This window comes from Streptomyces sp. Y20, from assembly GCF_043195475.1.
In the GTDB taxonomy this organism is placed as follows: Bacteria; Actinomycetota; Actinomycetes; order Streptomycetales; family Streptomycetaceae; genus Streptomyces.
The window spans coordinates 115,243-129,708 of record NZ_JBIDDP010000011.1 but is presented as its reverse complement, the minus strand read 5'-3'; the positions used below and the strand labels follow the sequence as shown (position 1 = coordinate 129,708).

Here is a 14,466-nt window from a genome sequence, read left to right as displayed (position 1 = left end):
GTGGGATGGTTCCATAACCGGTGGGACAGCTCCGACGACCCCTCCCGCCATGTCGTGACCGTCCGGCGGAGCGAGGACGGCAGGCCCGCCGGGGCGGGCTTCGTGCTGGGCCCCGACACGGTGCTGACCTGTGCGCATGTCGTCAACGCCGCTCTGGGCAGGGACATGTTCGACGCACGGCCGCCGGGCGTCGAAGAGGTTCCGGTGGAGGTGCGCGACGACGACATGGTGCGGGGCCGGCGGCTCTCCTCCCGTGTGGCCCACTGGATCCCGCCCCGCGCCCGGGGCGGTGGGCCGGTGACCGCAGGCGCCGCCGAGTGGCTCGGCGACCTCGCGGTGCTGCGCGTGGACGCCCCGGCCGGCGGGTTACCGCCCCCGCCCCGCCAGGCCGCCATGGCGGCCGGCCAGAAGGCGGAGGCCTGGCACGGCGGGGGCCGTGCCTCCACCCTCGCCCGGCTCACCGTCTCCGCGCTGCACGGCCGCCTGGCCTACCTCGACGGTGCCTCCACCGGCATGGCCGTCGGCCCCGGTTACAGCGGCGGCCCCCTGTGGTGCCGGGAGGAGCAGGCCGTGGTCGGGCTGGTCGTCGGGCACTTCATGCCGGTGGACGACGCCGGAGCCCCACTCGAACTGGGTTTCCAGGGCGTCATCCGGCGCAGCTGGGCCGTGCCCTGGCAGGCCGTCGAAGCGGAACTGGGCTCCCTCGGGGTGTTGGACGACATCCGGCCCTCGCCGGTCGAGCCGGACGATCCCGCTTTCGAGGTGCTGCTCGGAGTGATCGAGGACCTGCTGCCCTCGCCGAGCGGACGGGGTGACTGCGCCCGTCGGCTGGCCCGGCTGTGCGGGGTGGAGCCCGGCAGTGACGTCGTGCCGCCCACGCCGGAGGAGTTCACCGCCTTCGTACTGACGCGTCCGCGCGCCATGGCCGCACTCACCGGCATTCTGCGCCGGGACGATCCACGGGGCGCCGACCGGGTCCTGGCCGCCGGTGCCCTGTCCCGCACACCACGGCTGCTGACCTCGGCGGAGTACAAGGAGCTGTACGGACACCTGCGCGCTCTCTCCCCGGCTGTGCTGGGGCGGTTACCCGAGGTGGTCCGCGCCGCGTTACCGCACCTGGCGGCCCGGTCCGGCGGTGAGACCGTGGACGCGCTGCTCGATCATCTGGAGACCCTTCCGGGGGACGGTCACGCGAGCGGCGACGAGCGCCGGGTGCCGGCACTGCTGCGGGTGGTGGAGTACGTCGGTGCCCTGTGCCCCGACACCCGGCGGGCGCAGCTGCGGTTGTGGGCGGACGGGGTGGCCCGACGGCTGGGCATCGAGCGGTCGGCGCTCGGTGAACGGCGCTTCGACGCGCAGGAGTGGGCGCGGTCGGCGCGCGTGCGGGCCACACGGGTGCGGGTCCTGGTGCAGGTGGCCAACGCCGGGCGGGACCGGCACCGGCTGCGGATCTGGTGCGACGAGGGGGCCGGCCCCCGGCAGGTCTCCACAGAGAGCGTGAAGCCGTACTCGACCTCGGAGGCGGCACGCCAGGTGTTGCGCGTGCTGGACTCGCTCACCCCTCCGGCGGAGGACGAGCGGCCGCCCCTGGTGGAGGTGCTCGTGGACCGCGGCGGCCTCAACCTGCCCGTCGACGAGTGGACGGCTGGGGACAGTCCGGCCGAACTGGTGCCCGGCGTACTCGGGGTGGAGTTCCCGCTGGTCGTACATTGCCCCGAACTCCTGCGCCGGAACGGGCGCTTCGTCTCCCGCTGGCGCAGCAGGTGGAGCCGCCTGGACTCGGGCGGGACGCTCGTCGTCTCCGAACCCGCGGACCGGGACACGCTGTACTCCCGGCTCGTCAACCAACTCGACACGGTACGCGTCTCCGTGGACGTACCACCCGGCCCTCACCGGGACCGCATCGTGCAGACGTGCCTGGCTCTGGGCATTCCTGTGGTGATGTGGGACCGGCGCGAGGACGGCCCGTCGCACAGCGTCCGTCACATGTCCGGGGTCGCCACCCGGGAGTTGCCCGACACGGTCCACGACTACCGGGCCAACGCCCAGGCCGATCCGCCCCAGTTCCCCGGCCGGCCGGTCCTCGCCTGGGCCGACGCCGACCGCAGCGTCCCTCGCCTGCACCTGTCCGAACCTCAGGAGGGCCCATGACATCCGCCGCCGGCGCCGACTGGCGTCTGTTCCGGGGCGACGGCGTTCCGCAGGCCGTCAGCCTCCCCGCAGCCCCGCCCTGGCGGCGGTTCACCCCGGCGCGCGTGACGCGTCCGAAGCTGCCGTACATCATCGACCCGCGGCACGCCGACATCGTCAACGCGGCCCTGCATCTGCGCCGTCCGCTGCTGGTGACCGGGCCCGCAGGGACCGGCAAGTCGTCCCTGGCCCGGGCCATCGCGCACGAACTGTGCCTGGGCGATCTGCTGCGCTGGTCCGTCACCAGCCGCTCCTCCGTGCCGGACGCCCTGTACGTGTACGACGCCATCGGCCGGCTGCGGGAGACCACGCTCAGCCGGGACCGCAGCGAGGGCGAGCCCTCCATCGGCCAGTTCATCCGGCTCGGACCGCTCGGTACGGCGCTGGTGGCGTCCGCCGCCCCGCGCTGCCTGCTCGTGGACGAGATGGACAAGGGCGACGTCGACCTGCCCAACGACCTGCTCACGGTGTTCGAGGAGGGTTACTTCGAGATCAAGGAGCTGGTCCGATTGCCGGAGGGCACGGCCGACGTGGAGGTGCAGACCTCCGACCACCGGGGCACCGTCCGGGTGCACCAAGGGCTCGTGCAGTGCGCCGAGTTCCCTGTGGTGATCATCACCAGCAACGGGGAGCGGGACTTCCCGCCCGCGTTCCTGCGCCGCTGTCTCCGGCTGGAACTGCCGGTGCCCGACGAGGAGCGGCTGCGCACCATCGTCACCGCGCACCTCGGTGAGGAGGCGTTGCAGGAGGCGGACGACCTGATCGACGCCTTCCTGCGCCGCCGTGCGCTGGGTGAACTGGCCACCGACCAGCTGCTGAACGCCGTGTTTCTGCGCACCGGAGGTGTCGACCTGGAAGCGGACGGCCTGCTGGACGCCGTACTGCACCAACTCACCGGAGCCATGTGACCGTGGCGGGCGGCGGCGAGCGGCTGACCGAGGTGCTGCGGGTGCTGGCGGCCTGCGGCCATGACCTGGACGCGGACCAGGTACTGGACGTGCTCTGGCTCGCCCGCAGGCTGCCTGCGGGCACGGACGCTCCGCTGCTGCGCGAGCCGCCGCCTCCCGCAGGCCGCCCGGCGCCGGACCCCGTTCCCGAACCCGGCCGGCCCGCCCCGCAGGAGGCGGCACCGCAACCTGACGACCCGGACCTGCCCGACCTCACCGCCCCCTCCCTGTACGCGTCGGCCCGGCAGACACCGGTACCGGAGACGCGGCTCGCCCCGTCCGCGCCCGAGCCGCGACGGGCGCTGCCGGTGCGGGTGCCCGAGGGCAAGGCCTTGGCCGACGAGCTGGCAGTGGGACGCGCCCTCCGGCCGTTGCGGCGCCGGCTCGACAGCCGCCACCGCACGGAGATCGACGAAGAGCGCACCGCGGCCCTGCTCGCCGAGACCGACCTGCCCGACGTGGTGGAGCGGCCGTTGCGGGAACGCTGGCTCAATCTCGCGCTGCTCGTCGACGACGGTCTGTCGATGTTGCTGTGGCACCGGCTCGGCGCCGAACTGCGCACGCTGCTGGAGCGGTTGGGCGCCTTCGCCACCATTCGCGTGCTAGGCCTCGACACGCGCGGTGCCCGCGATCCCACTCTGCGCGCCAGGCCGTTCCGGCCCGAGAGCGGTGTACTGCCGCTGAGCACCGTGAACGACCCCTCCGGGCGCACCCTCGCCCTCGTCGTCAGCGACGGTATGGGCGCCGCCTGGCGGTCCGGCGCGATGCACCGGCTGCTGGCGGAGTGGGCTTCCCGCGGTCCGGTGGCGGTGGTGCAGACGCTGCCGCCGGACATGTGGGAGGCATCCGGCATCGCCGCGGAGCGCTGGCAGGTCGCCACCCGGCGGATCGGTGGCGCCAACGCGGCCTGGGAGGTCAGCGATCCGGTGCTGCCGTTGGAGCTGTCCGCTTTCGAGGGAGTGCCGGTGCCCGTGCTGGAGCCGACGCCCGAGCCGCTGCGAGCGTGGGCTCGGCTGCTGGCCTCGCCCGGCGCCACCGTGGAGCTGCCGCTACTGGCCCGCCCGGACCCGTACGGCAGTGTGACCGCCGCGCGGGACCTGACCAGCGCCCAGCACTTCCGGGACGCGGCCACCCCGGAGGCGTACCGGCTGGCGGCGCATCTGGCGGCGGTCTCCCCGCTGTCCGTGCCGGTGATGCGGCTGGTGCAGTCGGCGGTGCCGTGGCAGGCCACGACTTCGCACCTGGCGGAGGTGTTCCTGGGCGGTCTGGTCGGGCCGCACCCGGCGCCGGTGCCCGGCCCGCTGCCCGCCAAGCACCGGGTGTTCGACTTCACCGAGCAGTCCAAGGCGGCGCTGCTGGACTCGGTCCCGCAGGCCGAACTCCTGCGCACCGGTCGGCGTATCGGCCGGTACCTGGAAGAACTCGCGGGCAACTCGCCGGACTTCCCGGCCTGGCTGGCCCACCCGGACGGCTCCGCTCACCTGTCGGGCTCACAGCCGCCGTTCACCAGCGTCGAGCGTCGGCTGCTCGCCCGGTTCGGGGTGTCCTTCGAGCGTGTGCCCGGCCTGTCCGGCCCGGAACCGGAGCGTGCCTCCGTGGCCACCGGCGGGTGGGAGCCGCTGACCGACGCGGACCCGGCACGGCTCGGCGCGTACACCCTGCGCGGCCGGCGCCGGGGCCGCCGTACGGTGCTGTACCAGGGAGTGGACGCGCAGGGTACGGAGGCGGTGCTGCGTACGCCCCGGCCCGATCTGCCCGCGGCGAACGCTCAGTTGATCGCCGTGGAGGCGGAGGTGCTGGGCCGTCTCCAAGGGCAGTACGCGCCCACGCTGCTCGCCACCGGACCGGACGACTCCCCGCCGTGGCTGGCGATGACACCGGTCCGCGACCAGGACACCCCGGACGGGCAGCCGCCGCGGCTGTCGGAGGTGTTCGCCCGGTCCCTTCAGCAGCGCACCGCACCCGTCGACCTGGTGCGCGGCCTGCTGGTGTCCTGGCATCTGGCGAACGCGCTCGCCCTGTGCCACGCCAGTGGCCTGGTGCCCGCCGACTTCGGCTTGGACGGCGTGTACGTGCTGCGCCGCACCATCGTGCTCGGCGACCTCTCCGACTACGCCGTCGACGGCCGGTACCTGGGGGCCGGACCTGCGCCGACCGTCGCGGACAGCATGCGCGCGCTGGGGGCGATGCTCCAGCTCATCAGCAGCAAGTCGGGCGTGGAGCTGCCCAATGTGCCGGAGGGCATGCACCTGTGGCAGGGCGACGGCTGGGAGAAGCTGCGGCGCCTGGTGCTGCGCTGTCTGGACGACGACCCGGCCCGCCGTCCCACCGCGAGCGAGGTCGCCGACGCCCTCGCCAAGTACATCGCGCTGACCCGGCTGCGGTACGACGAGGACACCCGATCGCCGGCCCCACCGGTGAACGGCCGGTCACTGCAGCCCGTGCCGCTCACCCCGCCGGCCAGGCCCGGTCCGCGCCCTGCGGCCGACCGGCTGCTGCCCGTGCCCCGGTTCGGTCCTGCCCGCGTCGAGCTGCGCAGACGCCTGAACCGGCTGCGTACCCCGATACGGCACAGCAGACGGGTGACGCTCGTCAGCGCCTACCACTACAGCGGCCGGGCCACCACCACGGTTGCCCTGGGCTCGTTGCTGGCCGCCGCCCGGTCCGAGCCCGTGCTCGCGCTCGACGGAGCGGCCACCCAGGGCACGCTCGGCTTCTTCCTGCCGCCCGACCGCAACCGGGCCGTCCCGCGGGACCTGGCCGCGCTGCCGCTCGGCCCCTCGTACGAGGAGGTCGCGGCGCACACCACGAGCCTGCCCTCGGGCCTGGAAGTCGTCGCGCACCGCCCGGGTGGCCACTACGGGCCCAACTCCACGCATGCCCAGGAGTTCCTGCGGGTACTGGCCCACACCGCGCCGTACTACGCGTTCGTCCTCACGGACTGGGCGCCGGTCACGCTGGACGCCTCCATGGACCTGGTCCTGGACCACACCGACCAGCTGGTCGTGTGCTGCGGCACCGCCGACTGGTTCCTCGACGCCGCGGCGCGCATACTCGACCGGGTCCGGGACGGCGGCCGGGGCCACTTGGCGGATCAGGCGGTCGCCGTGGCCACCCGGACCGACGGCCCGCACCGCCGTGGCCTCCCCGGCGAACTGCACCGGACTCTGCGCATCGAGGCCGATCAGGTGGTACAGGTGCCGTTCGACCCCGCGTTGCAGTCAGCGCACTGGCAACTGAAGGACCTCCGGGCGGCGACCGTGGACGCCTATCTTCGGCTGGCGGAGCTGGTCGTACGCCCCCTGTCCGGACGCTCGTGACAAGTCGCGCGATCCGCGCGGGCTGGGGGCACGACCGGCCGGACCGCTAGGGCGAGGGCGTGACGGTTCGGGCAGCTCCAGGTCGGCGAGTGCCTCCACGAGGGTGCCGCCCTCGGCGGCAGTCCCGTTCGGCGCCTTGCCAGCCGCAGTCTCCTCGACAACGCGCGCCCGGCCGGCCACGGCAGTGAAGGTCTCCCTACCACCGGCACCAGCCCGAGAGATCGCACTCCGGGGCCTTGCCACCGCACGCGCGCACGCTCCCGGGCGGGGGAAGCCGCGGTCGGACCGGGCCGGTCGTGCCCGGTCGTGGGGCATGACCGGCATGAAGTGGGCGGCAGGGGCGACCGCGTCGCCGGTGGCAGCGGTCAGACGAGGCCGAGCCGTGCACCGCCCCGGTCGCGCAGGCGCCTGAGGAAGGTCAGCACGCCCGCGGAGCCGCCGGCCCAGGTGGCACTCGACCGGTCGAGAGTGGTGTCCGGGAACACGGGCCTCGACCAGGTGCCGCCGCTGCGGCTCAGGATGAGCAGGGCTACGGTCTCGGCCGCGTCCCGGAACTCCTCGGAGGCGGACGCCTCCGCGACGTCCACCATCAGGTCGCCCACTCCCGCCAGTCCGCAGCACTGTGTGACCAGCGGCATCCGCGGTGCCAGTGCGGCGCAGGCGCGCGCGGCGCGCCGGGCGAGGTCGAGGTACGCGGGCTCGTCGAGGCGTTCGGCGGCCCGGACCAGTACGGCCCCGATGCCGGCCAGGCCCCGGCACCACGAGCCGTAGCGGCGTGTCGCCCCCGGCCCGGCGGCCGCCGCGATGATGTCCGGTGTCACGGCGGCCAGGCGCGCGGCGGCCTTCTCGGAGCGGCTGATCGCGTCCGGGTCCCCGGTCGCGCCGCCGTATTCGAGCAGGAAGCAGGCGACGCCCGCCTCGCCGTGCGCGATGCCCTCGCGAAGCGCGGCGCTGCCGGCCGTGTCCGGACCGGCCGGGGTCAGCCGGGCGGTGCCCGAGGCCAGCATCCGGTCGCAGTCGGCGGCGACGGCGAGGTGCCGGTCCGCGGCGTCTCGGTGACCGCAGCGGAGGGCGTGTCGGGCGAGCATCAGCCGGCCGAGGCCGATTCCGGCGGCGCCCGCTATCAGATCCGCCTCCGGCGGTCCGCCGTCCGGGGCGCGGTCCGGCAGGACGGGGTACCCGCGCCGCGCGTCCGCGTCCGTCCCCGACCTCGCCTCCGCCTCCTCAAGGAAGAGCTCGACGCCGGTGCGCCCGGTGTAGAAGCCGGGTGGCAGGTTCCTGGTCTGTTCCGCCGTCCACCGCGCCAACGCGGTGACGGCCGCACGCACGTGGGGCCGGTGCGCGTGGTGGAGGAGTTCCAGCCCGAGTCCCGAACTGCCGCCGTAGACGTCGATCGAGGTGGGGACGTTCAGCCGTGCGGCCCGTTCCGGGTCCACGATCGCGTGCGCTTCACCGACGCAGAACGCGGTCGTGTGCTCGATGATCTCGTCCAGCAGGCCGCTGTCGATCCGGGGGCGCGCGGGCCGGCGCGCGGGCCCGCCCTCGCTTCCGGCCGTGCCAGTGCGCAGGCGCTCGGCGGCGGCGGTCCGTACGGCCGGATCGAAGCTCAGGAGCCCGGTGATCGACGACCGGATCTCCCGGTGGGTGCGCCCGGGCAGTGCCCATCCGAGGCAGGCCAGGGTCCGGTCCCGGTTGACCCCGTGGTCGGTGTCGACGATCACCGGGTCCATGCCGGTGGCGGCGAAGAAAAGGGTGGCGCCGAGGGCGTAGAGGTCGTCGGCGGGGGCGGCCGGTCCGGTCACGCGCAGAACCGGCTCGCTGTATCCGGGGGTCGCCCCTCCCGGGCCGGCGCCGTTCCACTCACTGATCCCGAAGTCGATCACGTGGCAGTGGCCGGAGCCGTCGAGCACGACGTTGTCGGGCTTGAGGTCGCGGACGACCACATTCCGGCCGTGGACAGCGTCCAGGACGCGCAGGAGCCGGGAGGCGAGCACGGACAGGGCGCGTGCCGGCCGGGTGTCGTCGTCCCGGTAGGGGCCGTTGCGCAGGACCTCTCTGCGCAGGTCCCGGTCACCGCAGCTGCTCATCACCAGGTACTCGTCCGCCTGGTGAGCGAAATAGTCCAGTACCCGGGGCACGCCCGTGACGCCGTCGAGCGCGGTGAGCACCGTGCGCTCGTTGCGCAGCCGGTGGCGGGCGTCCGTACCGGATTCGTCCTCGCCCACGAAGGCCCTCGCCTGTTTGACCACCACCGGCCGCCCGAGTGTGCGGTCGACCGCGCGGTAGACGTTGCCCCGGGGTGCGCGCGTGATGCCGGCGGTGACCGTGTAGCGTCCGCCGCCGAAGCCGGGCGCGGACGGCTCGTCACCGTGTCCCGGGCCGGTCGCGAAAGGGTCCTCCGCCCAGGGCGGGCACCGGTAGCGGCCGACGGCCAGGCCGTCGAAGATCCGGCCGTCCGGCCCGGTCATGACGGATTCGAGCCGCCCGCTCCGGCCGGTCCGGTAGTCGCCCGTGAAGGGGCCGTAGCGGTAGTAGACCGGGGCCCTCGGGTCGACCCGCCGGTCGCTGACGATCCGCGGGCCCTCCCGGTCACGCAGTACGGCGGCGAGGTCCCGGGCGACCTCGACCACGGTGCCGGCCAAGGGGTACACGGTGATCGCCTTGCCGACGGCTCCGGCGCTCACCGCCCCGGAGTTGAGGCGGCGCAGCGTCTCCGGGTCACGGGCGAACTTCGCGTGGCAGACGTGCCGGGACAGCACCGGCAGGACGAGCCGGGTCACGGCCTCCAGGTCACCGGGACGCGCCGAGACGTGCAGTTTCCAGCCGTGCTCCATCGCCGGCATCCGCGGATCGTTCAGGTACGACCATGTGTCGTCGGACCAACCGCTGCGGCCGGCGATGGAAACGGCCACCCTTACGAGTTCAGGTCACAGGCGAAGCGGGTGGTGGCGGTCACCCAGGGGTCGGCGAGACACGCCGTGTGCTCGCGGTCGCCGCGGTCGTCGTCCTCGAACACGATCGCCTCGTCGTCGATCTCCAGCGGACCCGCGTCGCGGAATCCGTCGGCTTGCAGAAGATCCGGCACGGCTATGGGCATGTGACGCCTCCATGGTGTGTCGTGCGCTGAGGAGCGGGCAAGGGCTCACGCGGGCCGGTGGACCCGCTTGGCCGTGAACTCGCTGCACAAAGGTAGGCAGGGGGGCACTTCCTGACAAGAGGTCAGGTGGCACTGCTCCCGGAGATGTCGCCGGCAGCGGTGCCGGCCTCGCCCGAGGGCCGCCACCCCACCCGCGGATCAGACGTCGACACGGACGAGGAGCGCCGCCCGAGGTCCTGATCGCGTCTCGGACATCACCGCCAAGGGCGGCCGGGCGGTCGCCGGTCCAGGCGGACGTGGCCGGCGGCTACGGCGTGCGCCGCCTCCGGCCGGGCGCGCCGGATGTACAGCCCGGTCGACGTGCCAACGACGGGCTGCGGGCCGCCGGGGCGAAGGGCAATAAGGGCGGGCGGCGCCCCGTTGCTCACCGCGCCACGCAGCGTGGCCGCGGGCGGCGCGGTGGTCTTCCCGCCGATCACCGCCGCCTGCCGGAGGGGCTACGCCCGCACGTTCCCGACGGCGGCAGCGCCGACCGCGAGGAGCGGTCGAGCCGGCTCGGCGCCCGTGGGCGCGCGGTGTGCATCCTGGTGCGCTGCGGCCTGTCCGACACCGGGATCGCGTCCACCCCGTACCTCGCGGAGGCGGCCGTGAAGTCCCCTCCGGGGTGAATTCTGCAAAAGCTCGAACTCCGTGACCGGGTGCAGGCCGTGGTCCTCGCCTATGTGAGCCGCTTCATCCACCCGGCATGACGCCGCCGCCCGGAACCCGGAGGAGTTCGATCAGCCCCACCGGCAGGAATGCGGGCCGGTGAGGTCGGCCGACCTGGTACGGCACGAAGCCCAGCGAGGACGCGACCTTGACCTCTTCGGCCGTTTCCGCCTGGTAGACGACACGGCACCGGCCCGAGTCGGCCTTCGCGCGCTGCCAAAGGACCGGAGCCGGCTTGCGCTCGGTCTCGGCGCGCGGAGTGAGGATCCGGTCCCCGAAATCCTCCCAGGCGAAGGGGGCCGGACCACGCCACGTCGCGTCGACCTCCTCTTTCAGCCTGGCGGCCCGCTCGGCGTCGGTCGTGCCCCAGGAGGACGGGACATTGGTGATCAGGCCGACTCTGACGTGGCGTTCGCGCAGGGAGCGCAGGTACGAGGCCGCGCCACGCTCATAGGAGGTGGCGCCGTCGTCCGCGGTGTGCAGGAGGGTTTCGCCCAGGTCGAAGTACACAACGGGACAGCCGCTTTCGCCGCTGGCAACGGCAGCCGTCGCCTCGGCTCCCCTCGTGTCCCCGGGGGCAGCCCCACTGGTCGTGGCGCAGAGCACGACCGACACCAGGGCCGCACCCAGCACGAGGCTCTCACGGACCACACTGTTCAAGGCAGACCTGTCCATGGCGTCGTCGCCCTTCCGTGCCGGGGACCTAGTACGGTAACCGGCCTGCGCGTCAGCGGTGGGGTCAACGCAACACCCGCTGGATGCAGTCCGTGTCGTGCTCAGGTACGACCAGCGGACGACGGTCCGCGCTCCGGTCACGGCCGGCGGCATCACCGCGTGCGTCGTCCGGCCGTGCGCCCCTCCCGTTGCGGATCTGCCGGCCGTGGGCGGGCACCCCGCCTGCCGTTCCGTCAGGACTGCCCCGGGGGCGCCTGCCTGATCAGTCGGTACAGCGGCTGACGGCGGGTCTCGGCGAGCAGGGGCTGCCGCCGGAACGCGCCGCACGTCACCGAGGAGAACGGGAACTGCGACCCCCACGCGACTTTGCCTGTTCTTTACAACCTGGTTCCGCTCCCCCTCGTCTCTCCGCTCGATTCCGCAACCGTCCGCCCACCGTGCGGGCGGCCGACGAGAGAGAGCCATCCGATGCGCCGAACCGTCCTCAGTGCCACGGCACTCGCGTGCACCACGGTGCTGGCGGGAACCGTGCCCGCCTTCGCCGACGGGACCACGCCCACCCAGGTCCCTTCCAAGGCCGCCACCCCTACGCCGGCCCCTTCCAAGGTCGCCACCCCCACGCCGGCCCCTTCCGAGGACGCCACCCCCGCCCCCAGTGCCCCCGCCCAGGACAGCACCAAGAACGGCCGCAGGCCGGGCACCGGACCCACCGGAGCCCCGGCCCGCGACCAGGTCGGCAAGGTGCCCGCGGGAGCACCCGACACCGGCGTCACCGCCCCCGCCGCGGACTCCGGATCCCGGGAGGGGCTGATCGGCGGCGCGGCCGGTACGGCGCTGGTGCTGGCCGGAGGTGCCGTCTTCGTCGTCCGCCGCCGGGCGACCGGGGCATGACACCGCTCTCCCGGCGCGCGTTCGGCGGCGCGGCACTGACCACGCTGCTGGCCGGTTGCCGCGGCGTCGGGACCGGCCGGCCCGCCCCCGCCCACCCGGCGGGCGCGCACCACGGCACCCCGCAGGCAAGCCCGCCGGCCACGCCGCCGGGCACCGGCTACGCCCCGCGCCCGCTGCGCCATTCGGTCCCGGTCCGGCTCCGCATCCCGGCCATCGGGGTCGACACCCCGCTGCTCAGCCTCGGCCTGGCACCGGACGGCACCGTGCAGGTCCCCCCGGTCACCGCGCACGACCGGGCGGGCTGGTACCGGAATTCGCCGACGCCGGGGGAGCGCGGGCCGTCGGTGATCCTCGGCCACGTCACGGTCGGCTCCTACGGCGACGGAGTCTTCCACCACCTTGACCGGCTGCGCACCGGCGAGAGGATCGTGGCTCGCCTGGAGAACGGTACGCAGGCGGAGTTCACCGTCACCGCCCTCCGCACGGTGGCCAAGGCACACTTCCCGACCGAAGAGGTCTACGGCAACGTGGACCGCCCGGAACTGCGGCTCATCACCTGCGGCGGCCCGCGCGACGGCCGCGGTTACCGCGACAACGTGATCGTCTTCGCCACCGTCAGCTCCACCGGTCCGTGACCGACCGGTACCCCGCGGCGGCGACCGGGCCGGCGGACACCGCACCACCGGCCCGGCGTCACCGCCCGCGGGGCGCCGGCCCGCCCGCAGCCCCCACCCGTGCCCGACCGGGCACCCCGACCCTGGAGAGCGTTGAAACGGTCCCGCGACAAGGCAGCGTCCGAACTGTTCGCCGCCCTGTACCCGCGCCTCGCCGGCTGGTGCCGCCGCCTCGTCGACGACGACGAGACGGCCCACGAGATCGCCTCCGAGGCGTTCACCCGGCTCTGGGCCCGCTGGACATCCGTGGAGGAGCCCCGCGGGTTCCTCTACGTGACCGCGGCCAACATCGTCCGCGACCACTGGCGCAGGCTCGAGCGTGAACGCCGGGCCGTGCGCCGCGCCACCACCGAGGCCTCGCTCAGCCCCCACACCGAGCAGAGCGACCCCTCGGTGCGCCTGCTCGTGCAGTCCCTGCCGGAACGACTGCGCGTACCGATCCTCCTCCACTACTACGCTGACATGCCGATCCGGGAGGTGTCCGTACTGACCGGACGCAAGGAAGGAACCGTCAAGGCCGACCTGCACGCGGCCCGGGAACTGCTCCGCGTCCACCTGAGGAGAAACCTTGACCACTCGCTTTGACAACGACCCGGAGTCCGCGTCCGACGACCCGCTCATGGTGATCCTCCGGCCGCCCGCCGACCACCTCGGCCCGCCACCCGGCCGCTACAAGGCGATCCGCCGCACGGCGGCCCGCCGCAAGCTGCTGCGCGCCGCCGCCGGGGCGGCCCTGACGTGCGCGGCGGCCCTCGCCGCACTGCCGCTGCACCTGTCCGGCTCGTCCGGCCCCGCGACGCCGGCGGTTCCGCTCGCTCCGCCGCCCCCCGCGACCGCGCCGGGCCCCACTCCCCCGCCGGGACCGACCGCACCGGCCTCGGACTCCGCCGCCCCGGGCCCCCGCAAGAGCACCGGCGCCGAGGCGCGCCCGAGCCGCGCCCCGAGTTCCACGGCCGCCCCCGGCTCCCGCAAGACGGTCCGGCCCGGCCCGCGCCGCCCGGCACCGTCGCGGGAGCAGACCCCGGCGTACCCGACACCGGAGGCAACCAGCCGCAGGTGACCGGCGGCGGGTGGGCCGCGTCTCGGCTCAGGCGGCCGGCGTGCCCTTGGTGAGTGGTTCCCCGTACACGCCCGTTCGGTCAGATCAGGCCTGTAGGCACCGCGGGCGCCCAGGTCCTGATCCGGACGAGGGCACGACGGGCGGTCCGGTTCCCCCGCGCCGCGGTGGGTGGTCCTTCAGCCGGGCGGGGCGCGGCGGCGAGCGAGCGGGAGGGGCCACGCGACGTCCGCACCGTCACCATCTCTTGGTGTCCTGCATGGGGCGGGCGGGCAGATCCGATGCGGATGTCCAAGGCATCACCCGTGCCAGGTCGCGGTGTATGCGTTCGGCTTCACCGCGTACCTGGGTGGGGATGTCGCCGCGCTCGGCGACGAGGCGGCTGAAGATGGGGGTTTCCTGGAACACGGTGCAGTCTGCTTTCTCTGGGTGGCCGGCTTCGGGCCGGGTCGTGCGGGACGCCTACAGGTGCGGGTCGGGCCCGAACCGGTTCATCTCGTCAGTGAACAACTCCTGCGCACTCTCCATGAAACCGTCGATCTCCTCGGCCGGGGCCGGCGTGCCGGTCACCCGCTGGATCCGGCGGGGATGACGGGCACGGTCGGACGTGTTCGGGCAGCCCGTGAGATCCGCGGTCACGGCGGCCCGGGCCGGTCGCCGGCTCGGTAATCCACGCGCATCCCCCGTGCCGAGTGCGGGGTCCGGGTCGACGGAAGTGTTCACTGGCGCTCCAGGGTGTGGCCGGTGAGCAGCGCGGCGGGGAACGCCGCGGCCGGGGGCGCGGCCCTCTGGTATCACCCCACCATCACCGCTGTCATCAGGACCACCAGAACGTACACGTTCACCAGCCGCATCCCTTCGCCGGGCGGCCAAGGGCCTGTTGGTGTCGCCGGCGGCCACGGTGGTG

Annotated in this window: 11 protein-coding genes; 7 read left to right on the top strand and 4 right to left on the bottom strand. The window is 74.0% G+C overall.

What is annotated here, in order from left to right; all coding sequences use genetic code 11:
- Genes ACGFT1_RS26065 through ACGFT1_RS26055 form a run of 3 tightly spaced genes read left to right on the top strand, consistent with a single transcriptional unit; the run spans window position 1 to window position 6,457 of the window.
- The gene (locus ACGFT1_RS26065) at window positions 1-2,151 is read left to right on the top strand and encodes a trypsin-like peptidase domain-containing protein (protein ID WP_373911410.1); all 2,151 of its coding nucleotides are present in this window, start codon (window positions 1-3) and stop codon (window positions 2,149-2,151) included.
- A complete protein-coding gene (locus tag ACGFT1_RS26060) occupies window positions 2,148-3,098 on the top strand; it encodes an AAA family ATPase (protein ID WP_373911409.1) in 951 nt (316 codons plus the stop codon). The genes ACGFT1_RS26065 and ACGFT1_RS26060 overlap by 4 nt, the downstream gene beginning before the upstream one ends.
- A complete protein-coding gene (locus ACGFT1_RS26055) occupies window positions 3,095-6,457 on the top strand; it encodes an SAV_2336 N-terminal domain-related protein (RefSeq protein ID WP_373911408.1) in 3,363 nt (1,120 codons plus the stop codon). The genes ACGFT1_RS26060 and ACGFT1_RS26055 overlap by 4 nt, the downstream gene beginning before the upstream one ends.
- 365 nt (window positions 6,458-6,822) lie before the next feature.
- Here ACGFT1_RS26055 and lanL read toward each other — a convergent pair whose 3' ends face one another.
- The 3 genes from lanL to ACGFT1_RS26040 form a co-directional block, all read right to left on the bottom strand.
- The gene (gene lanL, locus ACGFT1_RS26050; RefSeq protein ID WP_373911407.1) at window positions 6,823-9,369 is read right to left on the bottom strand and encodes a class IV lanthionine synthetase LanL; all 2,547 of its coding nucleotides are present in this window, start codon (window positions 9,367-9,369) and stop codon (window positions 6,823-6,825) included.
- Window positions 9,370-9,371: 2 nt separating this feature from the next.
- Complete coding sequence (locus tag ACGFT1_RS26045) at window positions 9,372-9,554, bottom strand: SflA family class IV lanthipeptide (RefSeq protein WP_373911406.1); 183 nt, start codon at window positions 9,552-9,554, stop codon at window positions 9,372-9,374.
- Between the two features lie 732 nt (window positions 9,555-10,286).
- Window positions 10,287-10,913: a hypothetical protein gene (locus tag ACGFT1_RS26040; protein WP_373911535.1), complete on the bottom strand. Its 627-nt coding sequence runs from the start codon at window positions 10,911-10,913 to the stop codon at window positions 10,287-10,289.
- A gap of 492 nt (window positions 10,914-11,405) precedes the next feature.
- Between ACGFT1_RS26040 and ACGFT1_RS26035 the strand changes: the two genes are divergently transcribed.
- The 4 genes from ACGFT1_RS26035 to ACGFT1_RS26020 all read left to right on the top strand — a co-directional run bounded on the left by ACGFT1_RS26035 (window position 11,406) and on the right by ACGFT1_RS26020 (window position 13,562).
- Complete coding sequence (locus tag ACGFT1_RS26035) at window positions 11,406-11,828, top strand: sortase-dependent protein (protein ID WP_373911405.1); 423 nt, start codon at window positions 11,406-11,408, stop codon at window positions 11,826-11,828.
- Window positions 11,825-12,463 carry a class F sortase gene (locus ACGFT1_RS26030; protein WP_373911404.1) on the top strand — a complete coding sequence of 213 codons (639 nt, stop codon included), beginning with the start codon at window positions 11,825-11,827 and terminating at the stop codon, window positions 12,461-12,463. The genes ACGFT1_RS26035 and ACGFT1_RS26030 overlap by 4 nt, the downstream gene beginning before the upstream one ends.
- Before the next feature lie 132 nt (window positions 12,464-12,595).
- Window positions 12,596-13,087 (top strand): RNA polymerase sigma factor, encoded by a 492-nt coding sequence (locus ACGFT1_RS26025; protein WP_373911403.1) that lies wholly within the window; start codon window positions 12,596-12,598, stop codon window positions 13,085-13,087.
- Window positions 13,071-13,562, top strand: a complete 492-nt coding sequence (locus tag ACGFT1_RS26020) for a hypothetical protein (RefSeq protein WP_373911402.1) — start codon at window positions 13,071-13,073, stop codon at window positions 13,560-13,562. Before ACGFT1_RS26025 ends, ACGFT1_RS26020 begins: the two co-directional genes overlap by 17 nt.
- A gap of 234 nt (window positions 13,563-13,796) precedes the next feature.
- Here ACGFT1_RS26020 and ACGFT1_RS26015 read toward each other — a convergent pair whose 3' ends face one another.
- Window positions 13,797-13,967 carry a hypothetical protein gene (locus ACGFT1_RS26015; protein ID WP_373911401.1) on the bottom strand — a complete coding sequence of 57 codons (171 nt, stop codon included), beginning with the start codon at window positions 13,965-13,967 and terminating at the stop codon, window positions 13,797-13,799.
- Window positions 13,968-14,466 lie beyond the last annotated feature (499 nt).

What these genes read in the sequence shown, in the direction of transcription:
- ACGFT1_RS26035 (WP_373911405.1), top strand. Translation starts at nt 11,406, where the DNA reads ATGCGCCGAACCGTCCTCAGTGCCACGGCACTCGCGTGCACCACGGTG.
- ACGFT1_RS26060 (WP_373911409.1), top strand. Translation starts at nt 2,148, where the DNA reads ATGACATCCGCCGCCGGCGCCGACTGGCGTCTGTTCCGGGGCGACGGC.
- ACGFT1_RS26045 (WP_373911406.1), bottom strand. Translation starts at nt 9,554, where the DNA reads ATGCCCATAGCCGTGCCGGATCTTCTGCAAGCCGACGGATTCCGCGAC.
- ACGFT1_RS26030 (WP_373911404.1), top strand. Translation starts at nt 11,825, where the DNA reads ATGACACCGCTCTCCCGGCGCGCGTTCGGCGGCGCGGCACTGACCACG.